This window comes from Rhizobium sp. RHZ01 (assembly GCF_014851595.1).
GTDB lineage: Bacteria > Pseudomonadota > Alphaproteobacteria > Rhizobiales > Rhizobiaceae > Rhizobium > Rhizobium altiplani.
In genome coordinates this window covers 16,783-40,379 of record NZ_JACUZZ010000036.1, presented here as the reverse complement: position 1 = coordinate 40,379, position 23,597 = coordinate 16,783, and the positions used below count along the sequence as shown (strand labels likewise).

General features: G+C 60.9%; 18 protein-coding genes and 1 pseudogene. 9 read left to right on the top strand and 10 right to left on the bottom strand.

The features are described from left to right. Positions 1-78: 78 nt before the first annotated feature. Positions 79-1,005 (top strand): GH25 family lysozyme, encoded by a 927-nt coding sequence (locus tag IB248_RS27540; RefSeq protein ID WP_246733740.1) that lies wholly within the window; start codon positions 79-81, stop codon positions 1,003-1,005. 66 nt (positions 1,006-1,071) lie between these two features. Here IB248_RS27540 and IB248_RS27535 read toward each other — a convergent pair whose 3' ends face one another. Next, on the bottom strand, positions 1,072-2,316 hold the full coding sequence (locus IB248_RS27535; protein WP_018859352.1) for an aromatic ring-hydroxylating dioxygenase subunit alpha: 1,245 nt from the start codon (positions 2,314-2,316) through the stop codon (positions 1,072-1,074). Positions 2,317-2,728: 412 nt separating this feature from the next. On the opposite strand from IB248_RS27535, the gene IB248_RS27530 reads away from it, so the two are divergent. From IB248_RS27530 to IB248_RS27520, 3 genes are all read left to right on the top strand, one after another. Further along, entirely contained in the window at positions 2,729-3,334 is a 606-nt protein-coding gene (locus tag IB248_RS27530; protein ID WP_018859351.1) for a DUF6656 family protein, read from the top strand. Positions 3,335-3,437: 103 nt separating this feature from the next. Further along, positions 3,438-4,412: an L-threonylcarbamoyladenylate synthase gene (locus tag IB248_RS27525; RefSeq protein ID WP_192241944.1), complete on the top strand. Its 975-nt coding sequence runs from the start codon at positions 3,438-3,440 to the stop codon at positions 4,410-4,412. Positions 4,413-4,426: 14 nt separating this feature from the next. Next, positions 4,427-5,860, top strand: coding sequence for an FAD-binding oxidoreductase (locus tag IB248_RS27520; RefSeq protein ID WP_192241950.1), 1,434 nt, complete (start codon positions 4,427-4,429; stop codon positions 5,858-5,860). Positions 5,861-5,871: 11 nt separating this feature from the next. Here the strand turns inward: IB248_RS27520 and IB248_RS27515 are convergent, their stop codons facing one another. Then, positions 5,872-8,607, bottom strand: a complete 2,736-nt coding sequence (locus tag IB248_RS27515) for a DUF1217 domain-containing protein (RefSeq protein ID WP_192241943.1) — start codon at positions 8,605-8,607, stop codon at positions 5,872-5,874. 298 nt (positions 8,608-8,905) lie between these two features. Here IB248_RS27515 and IB248_RS27510 point away from each other — a divergent pair, with 298 nt between their 5' ends. Next, the gene (locus IB248_RS27510) at positions 8,906-9,472 is read left to right on the top strand and encodes a DUF6101 family protein (RefSeq protein ID WP_025661901.1); all 567 of its coding nucleotides are present in this window, start codon (positions 8,906-8,908) and stop codon (positions 9,470-9,472) included. Between the two features lie 61 nt (positions 9,473-9,533). Here IB248_RS27510 and ubiA read toward each other — a convergent pair whose 3' ends face one another. From ubiA to IB248_RS27490, 4 genes are all read right to left on the bottom strand, one after another. Further along, the gene (ubiA, locus tag IB248_RS27505; protein ID WP_113472038.1) at positions 9,534-10,493 is read right to left on the bottom strand and encodes a 4-hydroxybenzoate octaprenyltransferase; all 960 of its coding nucleotides are present in this window, start codon (positions 10,491-10,493) and stop codon (positions 9,534-9,536) included. A 64-nt stretch (positions 10,494-10,557) separates the two neighbouring features. After that, positions 10,558-11,139 carry a histidine phosphatase family protein gene (locus tag IB248_RS27500; protein ID WP_018859346.1) on the bottom strand — a complete coding sequence of 194 codons (582 nt, stop codon included), beginning with the start codon at positions 11,137-11,139 and terminating at the stop codon, positions 10,558-10,560. A gap of 58 nt (positions 11,140-11,197) precedes the next feature. Next, the gene (locus IB248_RS27495; protein WP_018859345.1) at positions 11,198-12,457 is read right to left on the bottom strand and encodes a cyclopropane-fatty-acyl-phospholipid synthase family protein; all 1,260 of its coding nucleotides are present in this window, start codon (positions 12,455-12,457) and stop codon (positions 11,198-11,200) included. Positions 12,458-12,592: 135 nt separating this feature from the next. Then, positions 12,593-14,902, bottom strand: coding sequence for a Tex family protein (locus tag IB248_RS27490; protein WP_192241942.1), 2,310 nt, complete (start codon positions 14,900-14,902; stop codon positions 12,593-12,595). A 205-nt stretch (positions 14,903-15,107) separates the two neighbouring features. On the opposite strand from IB248_RS27490, the gene glyS reads away from it, so the two are divergent. Beyond that, positions 15,108-17,285: a glycine--tRNA ligase subunit beta gene (gene glyS, locus IB248_RS27485; protein ID WP_169682727.1), complete on the top strand. Its 2,178-nt coding sequence runs from the start codon at positions 15,108-15,110 to the stop codon at positions 17,283-17,285. A 105-nt stretch (positions 17,286-17,390) separates the two neighbouring features. On the opposite strand, the gene IB248_RS27480 is transcribed toward glyS, so the two are convergent. Next, entirely contained in the window at positions 17,391-17,831 is a 441-nt protein-coding gene (locus IB248_RS27480) for a YqaA family protein (protein WP_018859342.1), read from the bottom strand. A gap of 96 nt (positions 17,832-17,927) precedes the next feature. Here IB248_RS27480 and IB248_RS27475 point away from each other — a divergent pair, with 96 nt between their 5' ends. Then, positions 17,928-18,440, top strand: a complete 513-nt coding sequence (locus IB248_RS27475; RefSeq protein WP_113472034.1) for a DUF523 domain-containing protein — start codon at positions 17,928-17,930, stop codon at positions 18,438-18,440. 55 nt (positions 18,441-18,495) lie between these two features. Here IB248_RS27475 and IB248_RS27470 read toward each other — a convergent pair. Further along, positions 18,496-19,485 (bottom strand): annotated as a pseudogene (locus IB248_RS27470) (methyl-accepting chemotaxis protein); the annotation flags it as partial. A 250-nt stretch (positions 19,486-19,735) separates the two neighbouring features. Between IB248_RS27470 and IB248_RS27465 the strand changes: the two are divergent. Together IB248_RS27465 and IB248_RS27460 are read left to right on the top strand one after the other, a co-directional pair. Beyond that, positions 19,736-21,271 (top strand): winged helix-turn-helix domain-containing protein, encoded by a 1,536-nt coding sequence (locus tag IB248_RS27465; RefSeq protein WP_192241941.1) that lies wholly within the window; start codon positions 19,736-19,738, stop codon positions 21,269-21,271. A 101-nt stretch (positions 21,272-21,372) separates the two neighbouring features. Then, positions 21,373-21,597 (top strand): hypothetical protein, encoded by a 225-nt coding sequence (locus IB248_RS27460; RefSeq protein ID WP_018859338.1) that lies wholly within the window; start codon positions 21,373-21,375, stop codon positions 21,595-21,597. Positions 21,598-21,703: 106 nt separating this feature from the next. Here the strand turns inward: IB248_RS27460 and IB248_RS27455 are convergent, their stop codons facing one another. Beyond that, positions 21,704-22,168: a plant virulence effector HPE1-like domain-containing protein gene (locus IB248_RS27455; protein ID WP_192241940.1), complete on the bottom strand. Its 465-nt coding sequence runs from the start codon at positions 22,166-22,168 to the stop codon at positions 21,704-21,706. A 103-nt stretch (positions 22,169-22,271) separates the two neighbouring features. Beyond that, positions 22,272-23,543, bottom strand: a complete 1,272-nt coding sequence (purD, locus tag IB248_RS27450; protein ID WP_169682736.1) for a phosphoribosylamine--glycine ligase — start codon at positions 23,541-23,543, stop codon at positions 22,272-22,274. Positions 23,544-23,597: the final 54 nt, after the last annotated feature.

Genomic DNA, 23,597 nt, shown 5'->3' with positions numbered 1-23,597 from the left:
GCTCATTCCATGAAGCAATCCTGGAGAAATCTTCTGCTTCGCTTGATGGTTCCGGCGCTTGTCGCGGGACCTCCGACTATGGCTGTGGCGGCTGACACCCTACCCTGGAACAACCCCAACAACGCGCTCGTCATCGACGCGTACGAACTCAATACGATCGATTGGGATTCCCTGCTTTCGGACAAGCGCATCGCCGCCTTCATTTCGAAAGCTTCCGACGGACTTCCAGAGAGCTTCTCCTGCACCGGCGATCATGCCGGGGACACGGTTGCGCATTGCAAGACCATGTGGCGCAAATATGCGGTGAGCCGCGAGCTCTTTCAGACGCGGCGATTGGTTGCCCGGGCGGCCGGCCTCCTCTGGGGCTCCTATCACCTCGCCCGTCCCGGCAACCCGGTCGACCAGGCCAACCATTTCCTCGAATACGCCGATCCCAAGGACGACGAGATGATGATCCTCGATCTCGAGGGCATCGATCCGCAGAAATTCATGTCGCTGGAGGACGCACAGATATTTGCAGGCCATATCAGGGCAAGGACCGGACGCTACCCGGTTCTCTATACCAATCACAACACCGCCCGATATATTGCCGCATATCGCAACGACTATCCGGTGCTGGCGCGGCTACCGATCTGGTATGCGCGATACAGGCCCGACGTGAAGGGCGTGTTCCCGATGGGAAACTGGGACAACTACCTGATGTGGCAGTTCTCGTCGGGACAGAACTGCAGCAAGCGCCGCTGCCCTTACCGCGTTCCAGGCACATTGACGGATATCGATGTCAACGTCGCGCCCATGAGCCGCGCCGAACTCGCAAAGGTGTGGGCGCGGGGCAACCTCTTGCCGGCGCGCGAACCGGACCCGCCGCTCATTCTTGCCAAGATCGAGATGGAGCCGCGCGGAATGCCTGCCCAAGGCCCGGCAACCGCACAGCTTCCGCCGGATCCTATCGTCACATCCTCGATACCGCAGAGCGACGTCGTGCGCACGCGTCGAGACTTCTGAGAAACGTGCGCACAAAAAAGACCCCGTCTCGAAGAGACGAGGTCACTTGGGAGGGAGTCTTTTGGATTAGGCGACGACGGAGAGCTTCGCCTGATCGCCCTGCAGGCGGTTGACCATGAAGTTCGAGTACCATTCGAGGAACTGCATGACGCCGCCTTCATGCGCCATCGAATAAGGTCCAGGCTCGTAGGCCGGCGAGTGAATACCGAAGGCATTCTCTTCGACGATGCGACGGTCCTGATCGTTGGTTTCGGTCCACACATGCGTGAGCTCGGCCAGATCGTAGTCGACACCCTCGACGGCATCCTTGTGCACGAGCCACTTCGTCGTGACGGCCGTTTCATTGGCACTGAGCGGCAGCACGCGGAAAGAAATCGCATGGTCGCCGAGAATGTGGTTCCACGTCGTCGGGTAGTGGAACAGCAGCATCGTGCCGATGCGATCAAGCGTCACGTCGTCCGAAAGAGGCCTCTCGACGGCGCGCCTGCCGGACATGGTGTAGCTCTCTGCGTCCTCGATCAACGGCATGCGGGCGGTGCGGAACTGACCGTCGGGGGAAATCTGGAACTTGCTCGGCAAGCCAGCCGCCTCGCAGCGTGCCCAGTGACCCGCAATCTCGGGATCGTCGGCACCGCCGTCCGTGCCGGTGACGCTCGGCGCTTCCGGGTAGGTGCGGCAGAGTTCGGGGTGGTTGGCCGCGCAGTGATAGCATTCGCGGTTGTTTTCCCAGACGAGCTTCCAGTTGCCCTTCTCGATGATCGTGCTCTGGAAGGCGACCTTCGCCTCGCTCAAACGATGCGGCAGCATATAGGGCGCGACCATGTCGCGGATCGGCTGGAAATCCGGTGCATTCTGCGCGAGACAGATGAAGATGTAGCCGCCGAAGCTCTCGCAATGGACCGGCTTCAGGCCGTAACCGCTCTTGTCGAAATCATCGCCCATGTGGCGGGCAAAGGCGAGCTTGCCATCGAGGTCGTAGGTCCACTGATGATAGGGGCAGACGAGGCGAACCGAGGAGCCGTGCTCCTTGGTGCAGACGCGCGAGCCGCGATGGCGACAGCTGTTGTGGAAGGCGCGAATGACGTTGTCACGGCCACGGACGATGACAACGGGATAGTCGCCGATCTGGACCGTGAAATAAGCGCCCGGCTTCGGCAGCTCGCAATCATGGCCCATGAACAACCAGTCGCGATAATAGATCATCTCCATATCGAGCTTGAAATAATCCTCGTCGATATAGAAGGGCCGCTCGAGACTGAAGCCTTCCCTGCGGGTCTTGAGTTGCCGCAATACGTTGCTGCGAATATCCATCTGCATATCCTCGTATAATGGGCCGCCGCTTGATCGAAGGCGAGAGCCGCCGGAAGCTTCGCTCCCTCTCCGTCAGGAGACTTTCTTGATAGACATTTAAACACCGCTGGCGCGCGGCGTTTGGTTGTAAAGCGACATCGGCTTCGAAAATGACGACAGGCGGCAAAGGAGTGCGGAATCGAACGCGGTTCCAGCCTAAAAATGCTTCATTCTCGGCCAGCAAGGCCAATTACGACATTGCCGCAACCCAATTCACACTTGGGCTCTCGGCACAACCTTGCCACAGCTATCGTATTTGCGACATGGCGGCGGTGGCCAATATCCACCAACCCGCGCATGACGGCCGAATTTAATCTGCCATTAAGCATGATTGCCTATCCTTTCCACATAATCATCCATGTGGATATCTCTCATGGCGAAGCTTCGCTATTTCGACGCCACTAACAGCAATTCCCGCAACGCGGTACCGGTCACCTCGCATTCTGAATTTCTGCGCACCGGAAAGATCACGCGCACCCGGGCCCACTGGCTCGCCGAGGAGCGGCGCTACCTCACACATGACGAAGTCGCAGAGAAGACGGGCCGCAAGCTGGAGACAGCCGGCGCCAAGACGCATCGACATATCAACGGATTTCACCGTTCGATCCAGTTTCCGAAGCTGCTCTTCCACCGCACGCTGCAGGACAGCCCGCATTTAGGCTATTGCCACGTGACTGCGTCGCGGACGAAATTCGCCCGCTTCGAAGAAGTCAGCTGGGCGTTCTACATCGCGAATTTCTACGCCGACATCGGCGACAACGACAATTTCTTCCACAAGATCGATCTGAAGTATTCGCGCATGTATTTCGCGGTGGCGATCAAGCCCGGCGAACATACGCCGGAGAAGATGACGATCGACCGCTCGGTGAGGGGCAACGGGGTGCTTTTCCGCACCGACGATCCGCAAATCGCCATCAAGAACGTATTGCTGCTCGGCGCGCGCAACGAGCAGCTGCGCGAGATCATTCGCCAGCTCTGATCGCGATCATCCGCCAGCTCTGATCGGCATCATCGGCCCGCTTCGATATTGATCCGATCGCCGGGAAGGCATAAGGACTGCCGGACAGCAATCCGGACAGCGCATGGCACGATCGATCGACATCACGAAGGACAGGCAGCAGGCTATCGAAGCCGGTTGCGCAGTGCTTGGCGAGGGCTTCCCGATCGCGATCCCGACGGAGACCGTCTATGGGCTCGCTGCCGATGCGACCAATCCGGTCGCAATTGCCCACATCTACGAGACCAAGGGCCGCCCCCGCTTCAACCCGCTTATCTGCCACATGGCCGACCTTGCCATGGCTGAGAAGCACGCGGAGTTCGACCCCGTTTCACGCGCGCTGGCGGAAGCATTCTGGCCGGGGCCCCTCACGCTCGTCCTGCCGTTGAAGCCAGAGAGTGCCATTCAATCGCTGGCGACCGCAGGGCTTGATACCGTTGGCATCCGCGTGCCGAAGGGTTTCGCGGGAGAGCTGATCCGCGCCTTTGGGCGGCCGCTCGCCGCGCCCAGCGCCAACACGTCAGGCAAGATCAGCGCGACGAGCGCTGCCCATGTCGACGCCGATCTCGGCGAGCGCATCAGACTGATCCTTGATGCCGGTGCAAGCACCGTTGGCGTCGAGTCCACGATCGTCAAGGTCGAGGATGGCAAGCTCAGGCTCTTGCGGCCGGGCGGGCTGCCTGCCTCGGAGATCGAGCGCGTGGCCGGTCAAAAGCTGCTGCGAGCCAGGAAGGCGTCCGCGGCCATCGAGGCGCCGGGGATGCTGGCATCCCACTACGCGCCCGGCGCAACCGTCCGGCTGGACGCAACGCATGTCGATTCCCACGAGGCGCTGATTGCCTTCGGCAAGACGGCCGTTGCCGGTGCCGACGACGCCAGGATCGTCCTCAATCTCAGCCGGGACGGCGATCTCGCGGAAGCCGCGGCGAACCTCTTCGACTATATGAAGAAAGCCGACGCCAGCGGCGCGCAGACGATCGCCTTTGCAGCCATTCCCGACGAGGGGCTCGGCGAGGCAATCAACGATCGGCTCCGCCGCGCAGCCGCGCCACGTGAGTAAGCAAGAAGGATCATATTTCGATGAGCAGCGTTTCCCCCGAACTTCTCGACCGTTTCGACGCCATCGTCGGTGAGAAGCATGCGCTTAGGAGCGAAGCCGATCTCGCGCCGCATCTGATTGAAAACCGCGGCCTTTACCACGGCTCGTCCCCTCTTCTCCTGAAGCCCGGTTCGGTCGAAGAAGTGTCGTCGATCCTGAAGCTCGCAACCGAGACCGGAACCGCGGTCGTGCCGCAAACGGGCAACACGGGTCTCGTCGGTGGCCAGACGCCGCGCGAAGGCAAGTCCGACATCATCATTTCACTCGAACGCATGAACAAGGTTCGTGATGTCGATCCCGTCGCCAATGTCCTCGTCGCCGATGGCGGGGCGATCCTCGCGGACGTGCAGAAGGCGGCAGAGGCATACGGTAGGCTGTTTCCCCTCTCGCTTGGCTCCGAAGGTTCGTGCCGCATCGGTGGCAATCTGTCGACGAATGCCGGTGGCACGGCGGTGCTTGCCTATGGGAACATGCGCCAGCTCTGCCTCGGCCTCGAGGTCGTGCTGCCGACCGGCGAAATCTGGAACGGCCTGCGCCGCCTGAAGAAGGATAACACCGGCTACGACCTTCGCGACCTCTTCATCGGCGCGGAAGGCACGCTCGGCATCATCACCGGCGCCGTGCTCAAGCTCTTTCCGCAGCCTCTCGGAAAGCAGGTCGCTTTTGCCGGCCTTAACTCGGTCGAGGATGCCCTTGCCTTTTTCAACCTTGCGTCCAGCCTTTGCGGCACCTCGCTTACCGGCTTCGAACTGATGCCGCGCTTCGGCGTCGAGATTACCGCACGCAACATCGAGGGGGTACGCGATCCACTGGAATCGGCGCATCCCTGGTATGTCCTTGTCGATATTTCCACGTCCGATTCAGCCGAAACCGCCGAGCGCATGATGACGGCGCTGCTTGAGCAGGGCTTCGAGGCGGGGTTGGTTCAAGACGCAACAATCGCCACTTCGGTCGCGCAACAGCAGGCGCTCTGGCACATGCGCGAGAGCATGTCGGACGCGCAAAAACCAGAAGGCGGATCGATCAAGCACGACGTTTCCGTGCCGGTTTCGGCAATCCCGGTCTTCATGCACGAGGCCAGCGATGCAGTCATGGCGGCCATGCCCGGCGCTCGCATCTGCGCCTTCGGCCATATGGGCGACGGCAATATTCATTACAACATTTCCCAGCCTGTTGGCGCCGACAAACAGGCCTTCCTGGCGCGTTGGCGTGAACTGAACCACATCGTCCATGGCTTCGTGCTGGCGCACGGAGGATCGATTTCCGCCGAGCACGGGATCGGTCAGCTGAAGCGCGACGAACTGGCCTCGATCCGCCCGCCGATTGAAATGGAGCTGATGCGCAGGATCAAGCACGCCTTCGACCCGGCCGGCATCATGAACCCCGGCAAGGTCGTCAACGTCGACTAAGGGGCGACGATTTAAAGAAGGCTGGTGCTGGTCGTGCCGCCATTGGTCAGGATGGTGAGCGCCGGGGATGTGCCAGAGTTGTTCTGCAGATCATACATTGCCGTAAAGCGCTTCATGAGCTTGTCGACCTTCTTGGAATCCTGGAGATCCTCGAGATTGACGAACTTCCCAAGCATGGAAACCTGTTTTTCGACATCCATGTTCGAGACACTGGTCGGCAGGCTGAAGGTGGTTGTAATCACCTGGAACAACGCCTTGTCGCCTAGAATCGTGTAGAGCGATGTGATGTCGGGTGCGCTGCGCGCGAAATACAGCGCGAGGCGTACGCCGTCGTTCGTTTCACCTTCCTGCGATTCCAGCGTCTGCTGAACGTACTTTTGCTCCGTCCGGTCTTCGGCGCCAACATTCTGGACTGTCCCGATCTTGGCCCGCGTCAGGTTACCGTCGGTATCGAAGTTGAAGTCCGAGACAATCTCCTTGAACTTCAACTCAGCCTTCGTGTTGAGGTAGCTCTTGGGATCGGACGGATCGGAGGTAAAGATCTTGCGCAGCGTCTCCTCGTCGTATTTCTTCGGGTCGAGGCCGTTTGCCGTCAAGACCAGGCTGGTCAGCTTGTCGTTTGACAGGAAGTCGTCGAGAGACTTCACCTCCGCCATGCCTTTGGCGAATGCATCGACCGCTTTCGTCGCATCCTTGGAAGCCTTGTCCCTAAGCGGGCCGTCGCTCATGCCCATCAGCATGCGCGACTTATAGTTCGTCGCATATTTCGCCATCACGGCGGACGGCAGCGGCTGTATCTCCGCGGATATCTTGCCGTCAGCTCCAAAATTGAAGGCGCGGACCAGATTGGTGATCCGCTCGTCTTTTAACGAGGCGACGTAGCCGTCGGGATCGTAGGGGTCACTCTTCAGCAGCTTGCGGAACATGGAACGAGACACGTCCTGTTCCGTCAGTCCATAGGCGCGAAGCGCCATATCGTAAAGTTCAGGTAGGTCGTCGTTCTTCTTGTCAAAGTCTGCGGCGGCGTTCGAGCGCAGCAGGTCGTCAACCTTCTTGATCTTATCGTCGGCCATTCGCGTCTTGTAGTTTGCCACGGCCTCGTCGATCGCCTCGTTCTGCGCGTCCGCATATCGCACGCCGTAGAACGTCGTCGTATCCATCAACTGAGCACTCGATTGCGGGCCGGATGCAGCGGCGGCCGAACCATCGGCCGCGAAGCTGAACGCGGCATTGAGCGCGCTGAGCCCCTGGCTAGCGGCGAAGCTGGCATCAGTCAGGATGCTTTTGATGTCTGCGTCGCTGACGCTCGTGGGGACGCCATAGGCCGACCGCAGAGTGTTCATCATTTGCCCGTCAGCGATCAGGTCATCGACATTGGAGATCGTCGGGATCACAGTCTGGAAGTAATCGAGATTGGCGCGGACCTGCGAACTCGTGGCCCGTGCCTGCGCGATTGTTTGCGCCCCGGCGCCAGTGGCAACGCTGCCGTCGGCCTGGAAGTTGAAGGCCGAGTGGACGTCGTCGTAACCCAGCAAGCTGGCGTAGCTCGCATCCGTCAAGACGCTGCGAAGGTCGGCATCGCTGACGCTCTGGGGAAGCGAATAGGCATCCCTGATGTACTGGGTCAGCTTGGTATCAGCGATCAGGTCATCGACATTGGTGATGCTGACGATCTTTGATTGATAATAGCCCGTGGTGTTTGCGGCCTGGTCGGACATCGCTTTCATCTGATCCGACGTCTGTGCCGCATAGGACGCCGCAGCGGAATTGATGGTACCGTCCGCGTTGAAATTGAAGCTCTGATTGACGTTGCTCAAATCCAGCAAGCTTGCATAGCTCGCATCGGTAAGAACCAACCGGAGTGCCGCGTTGCTGAAATCGTCGCCCATGCTGAAGGCCGTTTTGATATAGGACGTCAGCCGCTTGTCGGCGATGATGTCGTCGACATTGGTGACGGTCCCGATCTTGGACAGATAGTAGGCTTTGTTGTAGTCGGCAGCCGCCGAGGTCGTGATCGATGGGACAGTCAGATTGTACTGCTCCATGACGGCGTCTTTCTGGGTGGCCGTCTGCGCCGTGCCGTTAACGGTGCCATCTGCATTGAAGCTGAATTGTGCGGCAAGCGCCTTATACTTGTCGTTGCCGTTGAGATTGACAAAGCTATTGGGATCGTTGACGTCGCTCGTCAAAACCTGCGCCAGGAAATCCTTGGAAACATAAGTGGGATCGATGCCGTAGGCCTTGAGAACATAGGTGCGCACGCGGCTGTCGCCGACGAGATCGGAAACGTTCTGAACCGCGTCTATCGCGTTGCTGTAGTATTTCGTTTCGGCCGCGGCATTCTTGCCTTCGTCCGCGAAGGATTGCGTGTAGAGACCGATCAGGTCGTCTTCCTGCGCGTCGCTCTGGGCATCCGCCGCGGGCGTGTGGAAATTGAACGCAGCAGCGAATTCCTTGTAGCGCGAATCGGAAAGCTTGTTGGCGAAGCTATTGGCGTCCGTCAGATCGCTTTCCAGCACCTTTTTCATGAAGGCCTTGGCGTAAGTCATGTCTTCGAGGCCATAGGCCTTCATCGCATAGCTGTAGAGCCGATAGTCGCCGAGGAAATCGTCGACGTCTTTGACGTTGTTGATGTTGTCCTTGTAATACTCGGCGTCGCGTTTGACCGTCGCCTGGGAGGCGACGCGATCCAGGCTCTGCTTCATGTTCCCGGACAACAAATTGTAGGCCATCGAAGCCGAGATCATAGTGCGTCCTTTTCCGGCAAAGTCTTCAAGCATGACAGATTGGTTCTGCGCCATTTTGCGATAAAAAGCTTACCCGAGACTTACCCATCCTGCGTTGCAATATGGCACAGCCGGCGTTCACCCTCCGGAAACCTTGCCGGCTTCGGTTTTGATAACCATCCAGGGAGGCAAAGTTTTCTTAACCGCGATTTTTAAGCTGTCTCGAACAGGCGGCGCCTATTGTCAGGCCATAGAGGGCGAAAAGCCCCGAGGAGAAGACCGCAAATCGGCTCTCAGGTAAGACAAGGGTAGAATGAACATGAACAACACCGTTATGAAGCCCGTATGGGCTGGAACGACGCTGCGTCTCGATCCGTCTCGCTTTCCCCAGCAGGTCAGCTACGCCATCCATGACTCCTCAAGTGACGTGAACATAACGATCGACGAACGTGGCGCCATCCTGCGCAAGGTTCTCTCCTCCAGCGGCCTGCCGCTTTCGATCGCGCTGCCCAAGCGCGCCTTCAAGGGCGTTGCGGCCCGGGCCATCGACCATGGCAACGGCGAGGTCACTGTTACGCTGGAGCTTCACCACGAGGACCCCGAGCTCTGCATACCGCTGCTGGTCGCCCACGACCTCGCAGATATCGCAGCCGACTGGCGAAGCTGGTCCGAGGCCTTCCGCATTCCGATGCTGATGGTCGAGGCCGACGGCGTTGCCCGCCCGCTGGAAGAGCATCTTGGCGACCTGCGCACTAGCGCATTGAAGCCGCGCCGCCGGCATTCCTACTTCGCAAACCGGCGTCCGCGCTTCCTCGTGCGCCGAACGACGGGCAAGCTCGGCGTCGCCATGAAGATCGAAGGCAAGGAAATCATCGCCCGCAACTAAGCGGTGCGTCATTTCAGACCATCAATGCCCGGCCATTGTGCCGGGCATTTTCGTTTCCGCCTCAGGGCAGGACGAAGAGAAGCGACAGGAAGAGGCCGAGAAAGATGATCAGGCCGACGCGATTGTTCGACTTGAACAGCGCAAGGCACTGGTCGGCATCGTCGATATTGAGCGTCACGATCTGCCAGGCGAACATGCCGGCCGCGATGAGCAGGCCGAGATAGCCGAACGGGCCGACGCCTGCGGACAGGAAGGCGCAGAAGGCAAGCACGAGCGTCAGGCCATAGAGGCCGACCAGCCACTGTTTCGTCTTGTCGCCGAACAGCCGCGCGGTCGAGCGGACACCGATCAGCTCGTCGTCCTCTTTGTCCTGGTGGGCATAGATCGTGTCGTAACCGATCGTCCAGACCACCGAGGCGACGTAGAGGAGGATTGGCGCCAGTGAAAGGTCGCCGAAGATTGCCGCCCAGCCCATCAAAGCACCCCAGGAAAAGGCAAGGCCAAGGAAGAACTGTGGCCAGTCTGTAAAGCGCTTGGCAAAAGGATAAAGCGCCACGATAGCGAGCGAGAGGACGCCGAGAATGACGGCAAACCAGTTCAGCTGCAGCACGACCAGCAGCCCGACCAGCGCCTGCAGGACGATGAACGCCTTGGCCTGCGTGCGTGTCACCCGACCCGATGGCAGCGGCCGCGAGCGGGTGCGCGCCACTTCCATGTCGATCTTGTGGTCGACGAGATCGTTGTATGTGCACCCAGCCCCGCGCATCGCGACAGAGCCGATGAAATAGAGCACGAGATAGAAAATCAGCTGGCCGCCGGAAAACTGGCCAATATGAGCCGCCGCATTCGCGGCCATGGCAGCCGACCAGAAGCAGGGCCACATCAGCAATTGCCAGCCGATCGGCCGATCCCAGCGCGCAAGCTGCGCGTAGGGCCAGAGCCAGGGAGGCAGGACCCGGTAAACCCAGTTGTTCGAAGGCGCATCCGCAACGCGCCCGTTTATTCCGCCGATCTGTTGCATGACGCCATCTAGCGAGCCGTCGAGGCGCGGGTCAAGGTCAATTCACGGCCGCCGGGGCGACCTTTCAGCGCTGGTTCCACCGCCTGATCACCGGCTCCGTCAGGTCGTGCTCGTAGCCGAGAACGCTGATGCTTGCCGTGTCGAGGATGAAGCGCGCGCCATCGGTCGGCGGCAATCCGAGCCAGCGCGCGCCAAGGACGCGCAGGAAGTGCGAGCTGGAAAAGATCAGGATCGGGGCATTGGCCAGCCGCAACTCCGATATGATCCGATCTGCTCGCCCGCCGACATCGCCCGCCGCCTCGCCCTTGGGGCAGCCGTCGCGAAACAGCTGCCAACCGGGTCGGCTCGCGTGGATTTCCTTGGTGGTGATACCCTCGTAGGCGCCGTAGTCCCATTCCGCCAAGTCATCCTTGACGATCGCGCCGGCGCCAAAGCCCGAGAGTTCGCAGGTGTCGCGCGCGCGCTGCGACGGGCTCGACCACACGGCCGCAAAACCTCTACCCGCAAGGCGCGAACCGACGTCACGTGCTGCGGCCTCGCCTTTTGCCGTGAGCGGAATGTCACTGCGACCGGTGTGCCGCCCAGACAAACTCCACTCGGTTTCGCCGTGACGCACGAGATGGATTTCCGGAAGGGTGCTTGCCATTGTCATCAAGCTCCGAATTTAAAGACGGCGCGGCCTTTGCCGCGCCTTTTGATCTGGATCAGAGAATGACTTTTTCGAGCGGCGTGCGCGTCGCCTCGAACTCTTTCAGCTTCGCCTCGTTCTCGGCAATGTAGTCGCGGTTATCGGGGGTGGAATACTGGTTCTTGGAAATCTGGATCTGCATGATGAAAAGTTCGTCCCAGCGGAAGCCCATTTCCGACCCCGCAAGGTAGAATTCCCACATGCGGAAGAACTGCTCGTCATAAAGCGCAACCGCCTCGGCCCTGCGCGCCACGAAGCGTTCACGCCAGTGACGCAGTGTGTAGGCATAGTGCAGCGGCAGAACTTCGACATCGCGGACGAGCAGTCCCGCCTTTTCGATAAAAGGTATGGTCTCACCGATCGATGGGATATAGCCCTGCGGGAAAATGTACTTCTCGATGAAGGCATTGGTCGCAAAGCTTGGCTTCGGACGTGCGATCGAGTGCAACACCATGACGCCGTCATCGTCTAGGAATTCATGCACTTTCTTGAAGAACTTGCCGAAATTGCCGATGCCGACATGCTCGAACATGCCGACCGATACGATGCGGTCAAATTTCCTGCCCGTCATCGTGCGGTAGTCCTGCAGTTCGAAGCGCGCGCGATCGCCAAGACCACGCTTCTGAGCTCGCTCCCGCGAGATCTTCAGCTGCTCCTTGCTGAGCGTGATGCCGGTGAGCTCCAGTCCCGGCGTGGATTCCACCAGGTACATGCCCATGCCGCCCCAGCCGGAGCCGATCTCCAGGACACGCTGGTTCGGTTCGAGCAGAAGCTTCGCGGCAATGTGCCGCTTCTTGGCGACCTGCGCCTCCTCCAGGCTGATGCCGGGTGGGTTGTAGTAGGCGCAGGAGTATTGCCAATCCTCGTCCAGGAAGAGTTCAAAGAGCTTTTCGGACAGGTCGTAGTGGTGGGCAACGTTTCGCCTGTTGCGGTTGATCGGCATGCGGCTCTTCAGCTGCTGCAGGGCGATGCGTCCGATCAGGAGAGCCGCCATCGGGATATCGAAGATCTCGTTGGTGGTGTTCTTCTTCACCATCGCCAGGAAATCGTAGATGTTGCCCTGTTCGAGAATGAACCGGCCTTCCATGTACATTTCGCCTAGCTTTAGGGTGGGATCGCGGCGGATCAGCTGTTCCGCCTCTTCATCGGCAACGCGGGCGACAACGAGTTCGCCTGTGCCATCACCGACCGCATGCGTCTCGCCATTGGCGAGAGTGAGTCTCAGATTACCCTTACGGATGATTTTTTGGACAATCGATAAGAAAGCCGACGCCATAAGTAAGGCCTCGCAATGTGACAGGATGATCCGATCAACTTAGTATCTCTCATCCGCCTTACAAGCGCCGTAATTCGCACCTCGGCAACATGGTCGCCGAAGTGTGACATTTTTGCAAATTTGGTTGCTAAGCGCTTATTTTCGCTTCATGGCCTCAGCCAGTGCAGCTCCAAACGCACCTTGGCTTTCCTGCTTTGGCGAAGCCGACCGCCGGTCATTCTGGCCGCGAACCGGCTGATTTCCACGTGGCTCGCCACGCGGAGCGGAGGTCTGCGAACCATCGTCCTTTCTCATCGACAGGCCGATGCGCTTACGCTTGGCATCGACCTCGACGACGCGAACTTTTACGACGTCGCCAGCTTTCACAACTTCGTGAGGATCTTTGACGAAGCGATCGGCGAGCTGCGAAACGTGCACCAAACCGTCCTGATGGACGCCAATGTCGACGAAAGCCCCGAAGGCCGCGACATTGGTCACGGTGCCTTCCAGCATCATGCCCGGCGTGAGGTCCGAGATCTCATGAACGCCTTCGGCGAAGGTTGCTGTCTTGAAGCTCGGGCGCGGGTCGCGGCCGGGCTTTTCCAACTCGGCCAGGATGTCCTTCACCGTCGGCAGGCCGAATTTCTCATCGATGAACTGACGCGGATCGACGGCCTTCAGCACGGCGGTGTCGCCCATCAGCGAACGCAGGTCGCGGCCGCAGGCGGAGACGATCTTCTTGGCGACGCCATAGGCTTCTGGGTGGACTGAGGAGGCATCGAGCGGCTCCTTGCCATCGCGAATGCGCAGGAAGCCGGCGCATTGCTCGAAGGTACGCTGGCCGAGGCGGGCGACCTTCAACAGGTCACGGCGGGTCTCGAAGCGACCTTCGCTGTCTCGATGCTTGACGATCGCGTCGGCAATCGAGGCGCCCAGGCCGGAGACACGGGAGAGCAGCTGCGCGGAAGCGGTGTTAAGATCGACGCCGACGGCATTCACCGCGTCTTCGACGACGGCATCGAGCGAGCGCGACAGCTTCTGCTGATCGACATCGTGCTGGTACTGCCCGACGCCGATCGACTTCGGCTCGATCTTGACGAGTTCGGCCAGCGGATCCTGCAGGCGGCGGGCGATGGAAACGGCGCCGCGCAGCGAGACGTCGAGGTTGGGGAACTCGAGGGCGGCGGTCTCCGAGGCGGAATAAACCGACGCGCCAGCTTCAGAGACGATCACCTTGGTCGGCTTCGGCGCCGGCAGATCGGCCAGCATGTCTGCCACCAGCTTTTCCGTCTCGCGGCTGCCGGTGCCGTTGCCGATCGAAATCAGTTCGACATTGTGCTTGCGGATCAGCGATGCCAGTTCGAGCTGCGCACCGCGCACGTCGTTCCGCGGCTGGAAGGGATAGACGGTCGAGGTCGCCACGACCTTACCGGTGGCGTCGGTGACGGCGACTTTGACACCGGTGCGGATGCCCGGATCAAGGCCCATGGTCGGGCGCGAACCGGCTGGCGCTGCCAGCAGCAGATCCTTGAGGTTGCGGGCGAAGACGTGGATCGCCTCTTCCTCGGCACGTTCGCGAAGTTCGCGCATCAGGTCGAGCGACAGCGACATGGAGAGCTTGACGCGCCAGGTCCAGCTTGCGACGTCCATCAGCCAGCGGTCGCCGGGACGGCTCGCGCCGATCTCGTAGGCGGCGGCGATCATGCGCTCGACCGGCTTGTTGGGAGAGACGGTCTCGGCATCGGCCTCGATGGTCAGCGTCAGCACTTCTTCGTTCCAGCCGCGAAGCATGGCTAGCGCGCGGTGACCGGGGGCGGTCGCCCAGCGCTCGGAATGGTCGAAGTAGTCGGAGAACTTCTCGCCAGCGGCCTGTTTGCCATCGACCACCTTGGCCTTCAGCAGGGCAGCGCTGCGCATATGGGCGCGCAACTTGCCAAGCAGATCGGCATTTTCGGCGATGCCTTCGGCGACGATGTCGCGCGCGCCTTCGAGTGCCGTCTTCACATCCGGCACATCGGCGGTGATGTAGCCCTCCGCCAGCGTCGCAGGCTCCTTCGAGCGATCAGCCAGGATCGCCTCCGCCAGAGGCCCGAGGCCACGCTCGCGGGCGATCTCGGCGCGGGTGCGACGCTTCGGCTTGTAGGGGAGATAGAGATCTTCAAGCTCGGCCTTGGTGGCGGCACCGGCGATCTTGCCAAGCAGTTCGTCGGTCATCTTTCCCTGGCCGTTGATGGACTCGACGATCGTATCGCGCCGCGCTTCCAGTTCGCGCAGGTAGACCAGTCGCTCCGCAAGGTTGCGCAGCTGCGTATCGTCCAGCCCGCCCGTTACTTCCTTGCGGTAGCGGGCGATGAAGGGCACGGTCGCCCCCTCGTCCAGCAGCTCGATCGCCGCCTTGGCCTGGTCCGGCCGGGCGTTGATTTCGGAGGAGATGACAGCGGCGAGCGAGCGGAGGTCAGCGGCCATGAGAATTCCTGCGTTTTCACAAAAGTTGCGGGACCATAGCGGCGAAAAACGGCAAGGCAATGCCCGACGTCCCTATCCACAGCAACATAGCACGGCCAGCGGCCGTTTTTGCGGTTGTGCAGATGCGGCATTCTTTGCTAGCAGAGGCGACCGTTTTTAGCCCCGCCTTTGTGGCGCCTTCCCCAGAGAAGGCAAGGAAAGTGACATGCCAGATCTGCTCCTAGAACTCCGCTCCGAAGAGATCCCGGCCCGCCTGCAGCGCAAGGCTGCCGGCGACCTGAAGAAGCTCGTGACCGATGCGCTTGTCGAAGCAGGACTTTCCTACGAGGGTGCGCGCGAATACTGGACCCCACGCCGGCTGACGCTCGATATCCGCGGCCTGACGGCGCGCTCCGCCGATGTGCGCGAAGAGAAGAAGGGTCCCCGCACCGACGCCAACGAGAAGGCGATCGAAGGCTTCCTGCGCGGCGCCGGTCTGTCTTCCGTTTCCGAGGCGCAGATCCAGAGCGACCCGAAGAAGGGCGACTTCTACATCGCCATCATCTCCAAGCCCGGTCGCACCGCTGAAGAGATCATCAGCGATGTCATGCCTGGCATCATTCGCGATTTCCCCTGGCCGAAGCCGATGCGCTGGGGCGCGGCTTCCGCTCAGCCGGGCTCGCTGCGCTGGGTCCGGCCGTTGCAATCGATCGTCTGCACGTTCGGCACCGAGCATGAAGAGACCGTCGTCATTCCGTTCTCAATCGACGGCATCGTCGCCTCCAACGTGACCTACGGCCATCGTTTCCATGCGCCCGGCGCCATCACCGTCAAGCGTTTCGGCGATTACATCGCGAACCTCGAAAAGGCCAAGGTGATCCTCGATGGCGAACGCCGCAAGGACATCATCCTGCATGATGCCCGCGATGTCGCCTTTGCAAACGGACTGGAACTGGTCGAGGACGAAGGCCTGCTCGAAGAGGTCTCGGGCCTCGTCGAATTGCCGCAGGTCCTGTTGGGCAGCTTCGAGGAAGACTACCTCTCGATTCCGGCGGAGATCATCCGCCTGACGATCAAGACGAACCAGAAGTGTTTCGTGACGCGCCCTGTTGGCGGCGACACGCTGTCGAACAAGTTCATCCTCGTCTCGAACATCGAAGCCAGCGACGGCGGCAAGGAAATCATCCACGGCAACGGCAAGGTCGTGCGCGCGCGCCTGTCCGACGCGCTGCACTTCTGGAAGCGCGACCAGGGCGATCTGCCTGATCTGGAGACACTGGAGGCTTCGGCAAAGAAATTCGACCTCGACCTCAAGAAGCCGCTCGACCAGCGCATGGCGAAGCTCGATGCGCTTGATGTGACGTTCCACGCCAAGCTGGGTACACAGGGTGAGCGCGTGGAGCGCATCCGCGCCATGGCCGCAAAGGTCGCTTTCCCGGTCGGTGCCGATTACAAGCTGGTCGACAGGGCCGTGGTGCTTGCCAAGGCCGATCTGCGCACCGAGGCTGTCGGCGAGTTTCCGGAACTGCAGGGCGTCATGGGGCGCAAGTATGCCGCCCTTCAGGGCGAGGATGCCGTTGTCGCGACCGCGATCGAGGAGCACTACAAGCCGCAAGGCCCGTCCGACCAGCTGCCACAGGACAAGGTCGCGATCACAGTGGCGCTTGCCGACAAACTCGACACGCTGATCGGCTTCTGGGCTGTGGACGAAAAGCCGACCGGTTCGAAGGATCCGTTTGCGCTGCGCCGGGCTGCCCTTGGCGTCATCCGCATCCTTCTCGAGCGGAGTGTGCGCCTGACGCTGCTGCCGCGCATCACCAGCCACATGGGCCGCATCGATACGGATATAGGCAAGACTGTTGACGACAACGACCTGTCACGCCAGTTCGACCTCCTCTCCTTCTTCCATGACCGCCTGAAGGTCTATCTGCGCGATCAGGGCGCGCGCTACGATCTCATCGATTCCGTGCTGACGCCGGAGGCCGACGACCTCTTGATGATCGCCCGCCGTGTCGAGGCACTAACGGCCTTCATCACGTCCGAGGATGGCAAGAACCTCCTGGTCGGCACCAAGCGTGCCACGCAGATCCTGGCTGCCGAGGAAAAGAAGGGCACGGTGATCGCCGACGGCGTCTCCGAAAATCTCTTCCGACTCGACGCCGAGAAGCAGCTCTTTGCCGCCATCACCACCGCTTCCGCAGAAGCCTCTGCGGCCGTCGACAAGGAAGACTTCCGCTCGGCGATGGAAGCGCTCTCCAGGCTGCGTGCTCCGGTCGACCGCTTCTTCGACGACGTGTTGGTCAATGACGAAGACGCTGCAATCCGCGCCAATCGCCTTTCCCTGCTTCGCCTGATCCGCGAGGCAACCGGCACGGTCGCCGACTTCTCGAAGATCTCGGGTTAAGCGCATCAGATGCGGCGTGCGGATGACGCCTTAACATCCGACATTTGCTGCAGATTTCCATCCTTGCTCAGATTTTGATTCAAGGATGGAAATCTCTGATTTCCGTCAGCCAGCAACTCCGATTGTAGCCGCCGAGAGAACCGCATAACGCGCGGCCTTGGCAATGGTCACAAGCAGCAGGAACATCGGAAGCGGTTCGCGCAGCACACCGGCGACGATGGTGATGGGATCGCCGATAACAGGCATCCAGCTCAGAAGCAGCGACCACTTGCCATAGCGCCGATACCAGCTTTGCGCCTTGTCGAGCGCAGGCTGGCGGACGGGAAACCAGTGCTTGTCGCGAAATCGTTCAATGCCGACGCCGAGCAGCCAGTTGACGGCCGAGCCAAGGACGTTGCCTATTGTCGCCACCGCGATCAGCGCAATGACCGGATGCTGCTTCGCCAGGATGAGCGCGACGAGGCCGGCTTCCGACTGCATCGGGAATATCGTGGCAGCCGCAAAAGCCGCCAGGAACAGCGCGGCATAAACCGCAAGATCGGTCATGGCTTGTCCGCGCCAATGCTTAGCTGCACCCTGCATCCCTTCATCAAGTCTTACGGCGGACTGGAACTATCACGTCCTTGGCGTTATGCCAAAGTCATGAACAAGATCCTCGTCAGCGCCTGTCTCATGGGCCATGCCGTCCGTTATGACGGCCAGTCGAAGCCGCTCGCCCATCCCGCGATCGCGCGCTGGATCGAGGAAGGCCGGCTGGTGACAGTCTGTCCCGAGATGTCCGCCGGAATGCCGGTGCCGCGTCCGCCCGCCGAAATTGAAGGCGCAGCCACGGGCGAGGATGTCCTCTCCGGCCGTGCGCGCGTCGTCGAGGTCAGCGGAGGCGATGTGACGGGCGAGTTCAAGCGGGCTGCCGAGAATGCACTGGCGCTCGCGATCGAAACAGGCTGCCGTTATGCGCTGCTGATCGATGGCAGCCCCTCCTGCGGCTCGGGCTTTGTCTATGACGGCACGTTTTCCGGGCAGAAGCTCGCAGCAAATGGCGTGACGGCCGCGCTTCTGAAGCAGGCTGGCATTGCCGTCTACTCCGATCGCGAAATTGAGGAACTTGTCGCAGGGCTTACTGCCGACGAGGCCGCGACGGCCGACTCCCCTTAATTCAAAACGGCCGTCGGAACGCCCGACGACCGTTTTCTTGCTTGGCGCCCGAACCTCAGGCGGCCCGGCGAACCTGCGCGCTGTAATCCTGGCTGTCACCAACGCGGAAACCGCGGATGAGGTTCAGAAGCTCGTCGGTGTCGCTTGCTAGCGACTCGGCCGACGCAGTGGTTTCCTCGGCCATCGCGGCGTTCTGCTGCGTCGCAGCGTCGAGCTGGTTCATCGAGGACGAGATCGACCGCAGCGTGGTATCCTGCTCGGAGGCGCTGTGGGCGAACTTCGCAACGATCTCGTTGGCGGCCTTGATCTGGTCAGAGATACGCTTCAGCGCCTCGCCGGCTTCGCCGACCAGACGGACGCCCTGATCGACCTGGCCGGACGAGCGGGCGATCTGATCCTTGATCTCCTTGGCAGCCGCAGCCGAGCGCTGTGCCAGCTCGCGCACTTCCTGAGCGACGACCGCGAAGCCCTTGCCGGATTCGCCGGCACGGGCGGCTTCGACGCCGGCGTTCAGAGCCAGCAGGTTCGTCTGGAAAGCAATGTAGTCGATGACGCCGATGATCTTGCCGATCTCGGCAGACGACTTCTCGATACCGCTCATCGCTTCGATCGCTTCGGAGACGACGGCATCGCTACGGCTCGCCTCGCCGCTGACGGCCTCGACACGCTTGCTGGCTTCATGGGCGCCTTCGGCGGTCTGGCGGACGGCGACGGTCAGTTCATCGAGCGCTGCGGAGGTTTCTTCGAGGCTCGCGGCCTGACGCTCTGTGCGCTGCAACAGATCGTTTGAGGCGCGACGGATCTCTTCCTTGCTGACGGCAATGTCGCCGCCCTTGGCGCTGACCTTGGCCATGGCAGCTTCGAGATGCGCAAGCGCATCGTTGAAGTTGTCGCGAAGAGCTGCGTACTTCTGGCCTAGATCGGCGCAACGGACCGTCAGGTCACCTCGGGCGATCAGCTCCAGCGCCTGGCCGATGGTCGAGACAACATGGTTCTGGGCGACCGTTTCCTCGCGCTGCAGGCGCTGGCTGCAATCCCGGATCGATGAACTCCCGACCTCTGCGTTGACCACGCGTGGCGACGACAATCATGCGTCTTCCGGCTTTGGTTGTTAGAGTTAGAGTGAATGAATTAACAATTGCCAAGTGCGGGCGCTCAAAGGATTATCAAATATAATCAGTGCATTCTTGCAGTGTGCGGCAAGTTTGATTCATCTGCGCGCCCTTAAGTTGAAGTGGTGTCGCAAGGCACGCCGTACAGTTTTCCGACTCTGGCGGTTGCGCTATACTTGCTGCATGGCTGAGGCTTCGCATGCCTTCGGTGAATTCGTTCTCGATCCCGGCTGCGGCTTGCTGCGGAATGGGCGGGCGGTCGCGCTTGGCCAACGCGGCGCGGCTCTTCTTGAAGTGTTACTTGAAGCCCGCGGCAATGTTGTTTCCAAGGATGCGCTGATGGAGCGCGTTTGGCCCGGAACCGCAGTCGAGGAAAGCAACCTGACTGTCCAGGTGGCGGCGCTTCGCAAAGTGCTCGGTCTTACACCCGATGGGCAGGAATGGATTGCGACGGTGCCGCGTGTCGGTTACCGCTTCATCCGCGCGAACATTGAAACGAAAGCCGCTGCTCCAGCCCCGGAGTTGAAGCCGACCCTAGCTGTCCTCCCCTTCAGCAATCTTAGCGGCGATCCAAACCAGGACTACTTTGCCGATGGGATCGTCGACGACATTATTGCAGCCCTCAGCCGGTTCCGAAGCTTTGCCGTCGTCGGCCGGGACTGCTCCTTTGCCTACAAGGGCAGCGGGATGGATGTGCGCAAGATCGCGGCGGAACTCGGTGTCAGCTACGTGCTTGAAGGCAGCATCCGGCAGCAGGGCAACCGCTTGCGCATTGTCGCCGAACTCGTCGAGGGTCAAGGCGGCACGCATATGTGGGCGCAGACCTTCGACGGGACGCTGGACGAGATATTCGACTTTCAGGATCGCATCACCGAGCGCGTCGCAACGCTGATCGAACCGCTGATCCAGACGGCCGAGATCGAGCGGTCACGACGTGAAAGGCCCGGAAGCGTAGCCACCTACGACATCTACCTGCAGGCGCTGGCCAAGATCTCGACCGAAATCGAAAGCGATAACGCTGCCGCCTATGCGCTTCTCATGCAAGGGCTGGCCGTCGAGCCTGACAATGCGCAGTTGCTTGCCCATGCGGCATGGGCGCTCGAGCATCGCTACACGATGGGTTGGCCGTCGCTCACCGAGGACGACGTGCAAACCTGCGGCGCACTGGCGCGGCGGGCGCTGGAGCACTGCGCCGGCGACGCCATGGTCATGGCTCATTGCGGCGTCGCCCTGATGCAGACGGTGAAGGACTACGATTGGGGTCCTGCAGTTCTGCAGGCGGCCGCCGAATCCAATCCCAACAACCCGATGGTCGTTGTCAGGGCCGGCATCGGGCATCTTCATTGCGGCAACGTCAACGACGCACTCAGCCACTTCCACAGGGCCAACCGCTTGACCCCAGGTGACCGCGGCGCGCATTTCTCGCATTGCGGCATCGCGCATGCCCACGTGATCCTCGAAGAATACGAGCAGGCGGTGGCCTGGGCTTCGAGAGCGCTGGCCAGCAATCCGAATTTCGAGCCAACGCTATGGTTGCTCATTGCTGCGAGTGCGCATCTCGGCCGCATGGAGGAAGCCCATCGCCACCTAGCGGCGTTGAGACGACTGACGCCTGATATAACCGTCGAGCGCATCCGCGTCGGCCAACCCGGCAAATATCCGGATCGCATTGCTGCCCTCCTCGACGGGTTGAGGTTGGCAGGTGTCCCTGAGCGCTAGTTTCGGATCGTTTCGGAACTTTTCCTTGGGCCTTTCAGGACCGGAAGGCCGCAACCGGCAGAGACTGCTTCCCACAGCAAAACCGCAAGTGGGAGACGGCCATGATTACGACGCTGACCATCCTTTCCCTCGATCAGGGACGCATCTACTCCCCTCCGCCGGAGCCGGTTCCCGAGCTGACGGCTGCTGAAGCTGCCGCTGCCGTTGCTGATAGCCAAGGCACCAAACACCATTTGCGTTGGCTGGATGTTTCGACTGGATTGCACGCACTTGCGCGCCTGCTTGCGCCGAACTTTGGCAACTCCCCGTTCGGCAAAGCTCACTAGAAATAAAAAAATGCGTCCCTGCTTCTCTCAGGGACGCATTTTATCCACCGCGGGGTGGACCCCGGACGACCGAAACTTTGGTCAGGCTCGGGCAGGGAACTGGAAATCAGGGTCGAAGTTCAAAGTTGAAAACGTCGAGCGGCGCCTTTTGTTCCTTCGGCACGCCTGCCACGCCTGCCGCGACCGGCTTGACGTCGCCACCGATGACTGCAGCCGTCGTCGAGGCGCGGTCGATGTTGTCGGCCGGCTGCGTGGCGGCTGTCATTGGTTCGGCTGGCGCCTTGGTTACAAAAACAACGGGCGAGCCGCCCATCCAGCCTTCGGTGCGATAGAGCTTCTTCTCACCGTTGACGTCGCGAACTTCCGAGGATTGCAGCGCGCCAGGTGCCAGCGTCGGTACGGTGTAGTCCTTCCTGCGCTCGACCTTTTCAAGCGGCGGGCAGGTTTGGCAGCTTTCCTGGCTGATGCTCCCGCCATTGGTGCGCGCGTCCTTGCCCACGACTTCGATCGAGGAGGCACAGGCAGACCCTGCCGTAAACACAGCTATCGCACCCAAGATGACCTGACGCATGGAACACTCCGTCTCACGTTGAGAAGAGACTAGCGTGGCTTTGTTTCCATCCCGTCAGGGGAAAGGGTAAAAATTTAGAGAACTGACCCGATTTCGGGTTTGCTCACGCTTTTTCGCGGTCGATCGCGCGCCAACCGATGTCGCGGCGGCAGAAGCCATTGTCCCAATCGACCTTGTCGAGGAGCGCATAGGCACGCGTCTGCGCCTCGCCAACCGTCTTCCCTGTGGCGGTGACGTTCAGCACGCGGCCACCCGTTGCGACCAGCGCTCCGTCCTTGAGCGCTGTGCCGGCATGAAACACCTTGGCGCCCTCGCCCGCTTCCGGGATATGGCGGATCGGCGTGTCCTTGTCGTAGGAGCCCGGATAGCCCTCCGATGCCATGACGACCGTCAGGGCCGGATCATCCGTCCATTCGGCGGACACCTGATCGAGCGTCCCGGTGGCGGTGGCGTGGAGAAGCGGCAGAAGATCGCTCTTCAGACGCATCATCAGCACCTGGCACTCGGGATCGCCAAAGCGGACATTGTACTCGATAAGCTCGGGGCCCTTGGCGGTGATCATCAGGCCGGCGAAGAAGACGCCGGAGAAGGGATAGCCGCTTTCGGCCATGCCGCGCATGGTCGGCTCGATGATTTCCTTCATCGTGCGCTCGACCATCTCGGCGGTCATGACGGGAGCAGGCGAATAGGCGCCCATACCGCCGGTGTTCGGGCCGGTGTCGCCCTCGCCCACCCGCTTGTGGTCCTGGGCCGTTGCGAGCGGCAGGACATGCTTACCGTCGCAAAGGCAGAAGAAGCTCGCTTCCTCGCCATCGAGATAGGCTTCGATAACGACCTCGGCGCCAGCGGCACCGAAGGCACCCTCGAAGCAATCGTCGACGGCAGCAAGCGCCTCATCAACGGTCATGGCAACAGTCACACCCTTGCCGGCAGCAAGGCCATCCGCCTTGACGACGATCGGGGCGCCCTGCTGGCGAATATAGGCCTTCGCCTTCGGCGGGTTGTTGAAGCGCTGATAGGCACCGGTCGGAATGCCGTAGCGGGCGCAGATATCCTTGGTGAAGCCCTTCGAACCCTCGAGCTGGGCTGCTGCTGCCGATGGGCCGAAGACTGCAAAGCCTGCGGCGCGCAGCTTGTCAGCAATGCCGGCGACGAGCGGCGCTTCCGGGCCAACCACGACGAAGTCGATCGCCTTGTCCTTGCAGAAGGCAATGATGGTATCATGATCGTCGACATTGACGGCAACCAGGGTCGCGTGGTCGGCAATGCCGGGATTGCCGGGCGCGGCGTAGAATTCCGTCATGAGAGGCGATTGCGCCAGCTTCCAGGCCAATGCGTGCTCGCGTCCGCCCGATCCGATCAACAGAACCTTCATGCCCGTCCCTTTCACGTTTCCGTCTGGCGGTTAAGGGGAGAGCGCCGAAAGGTC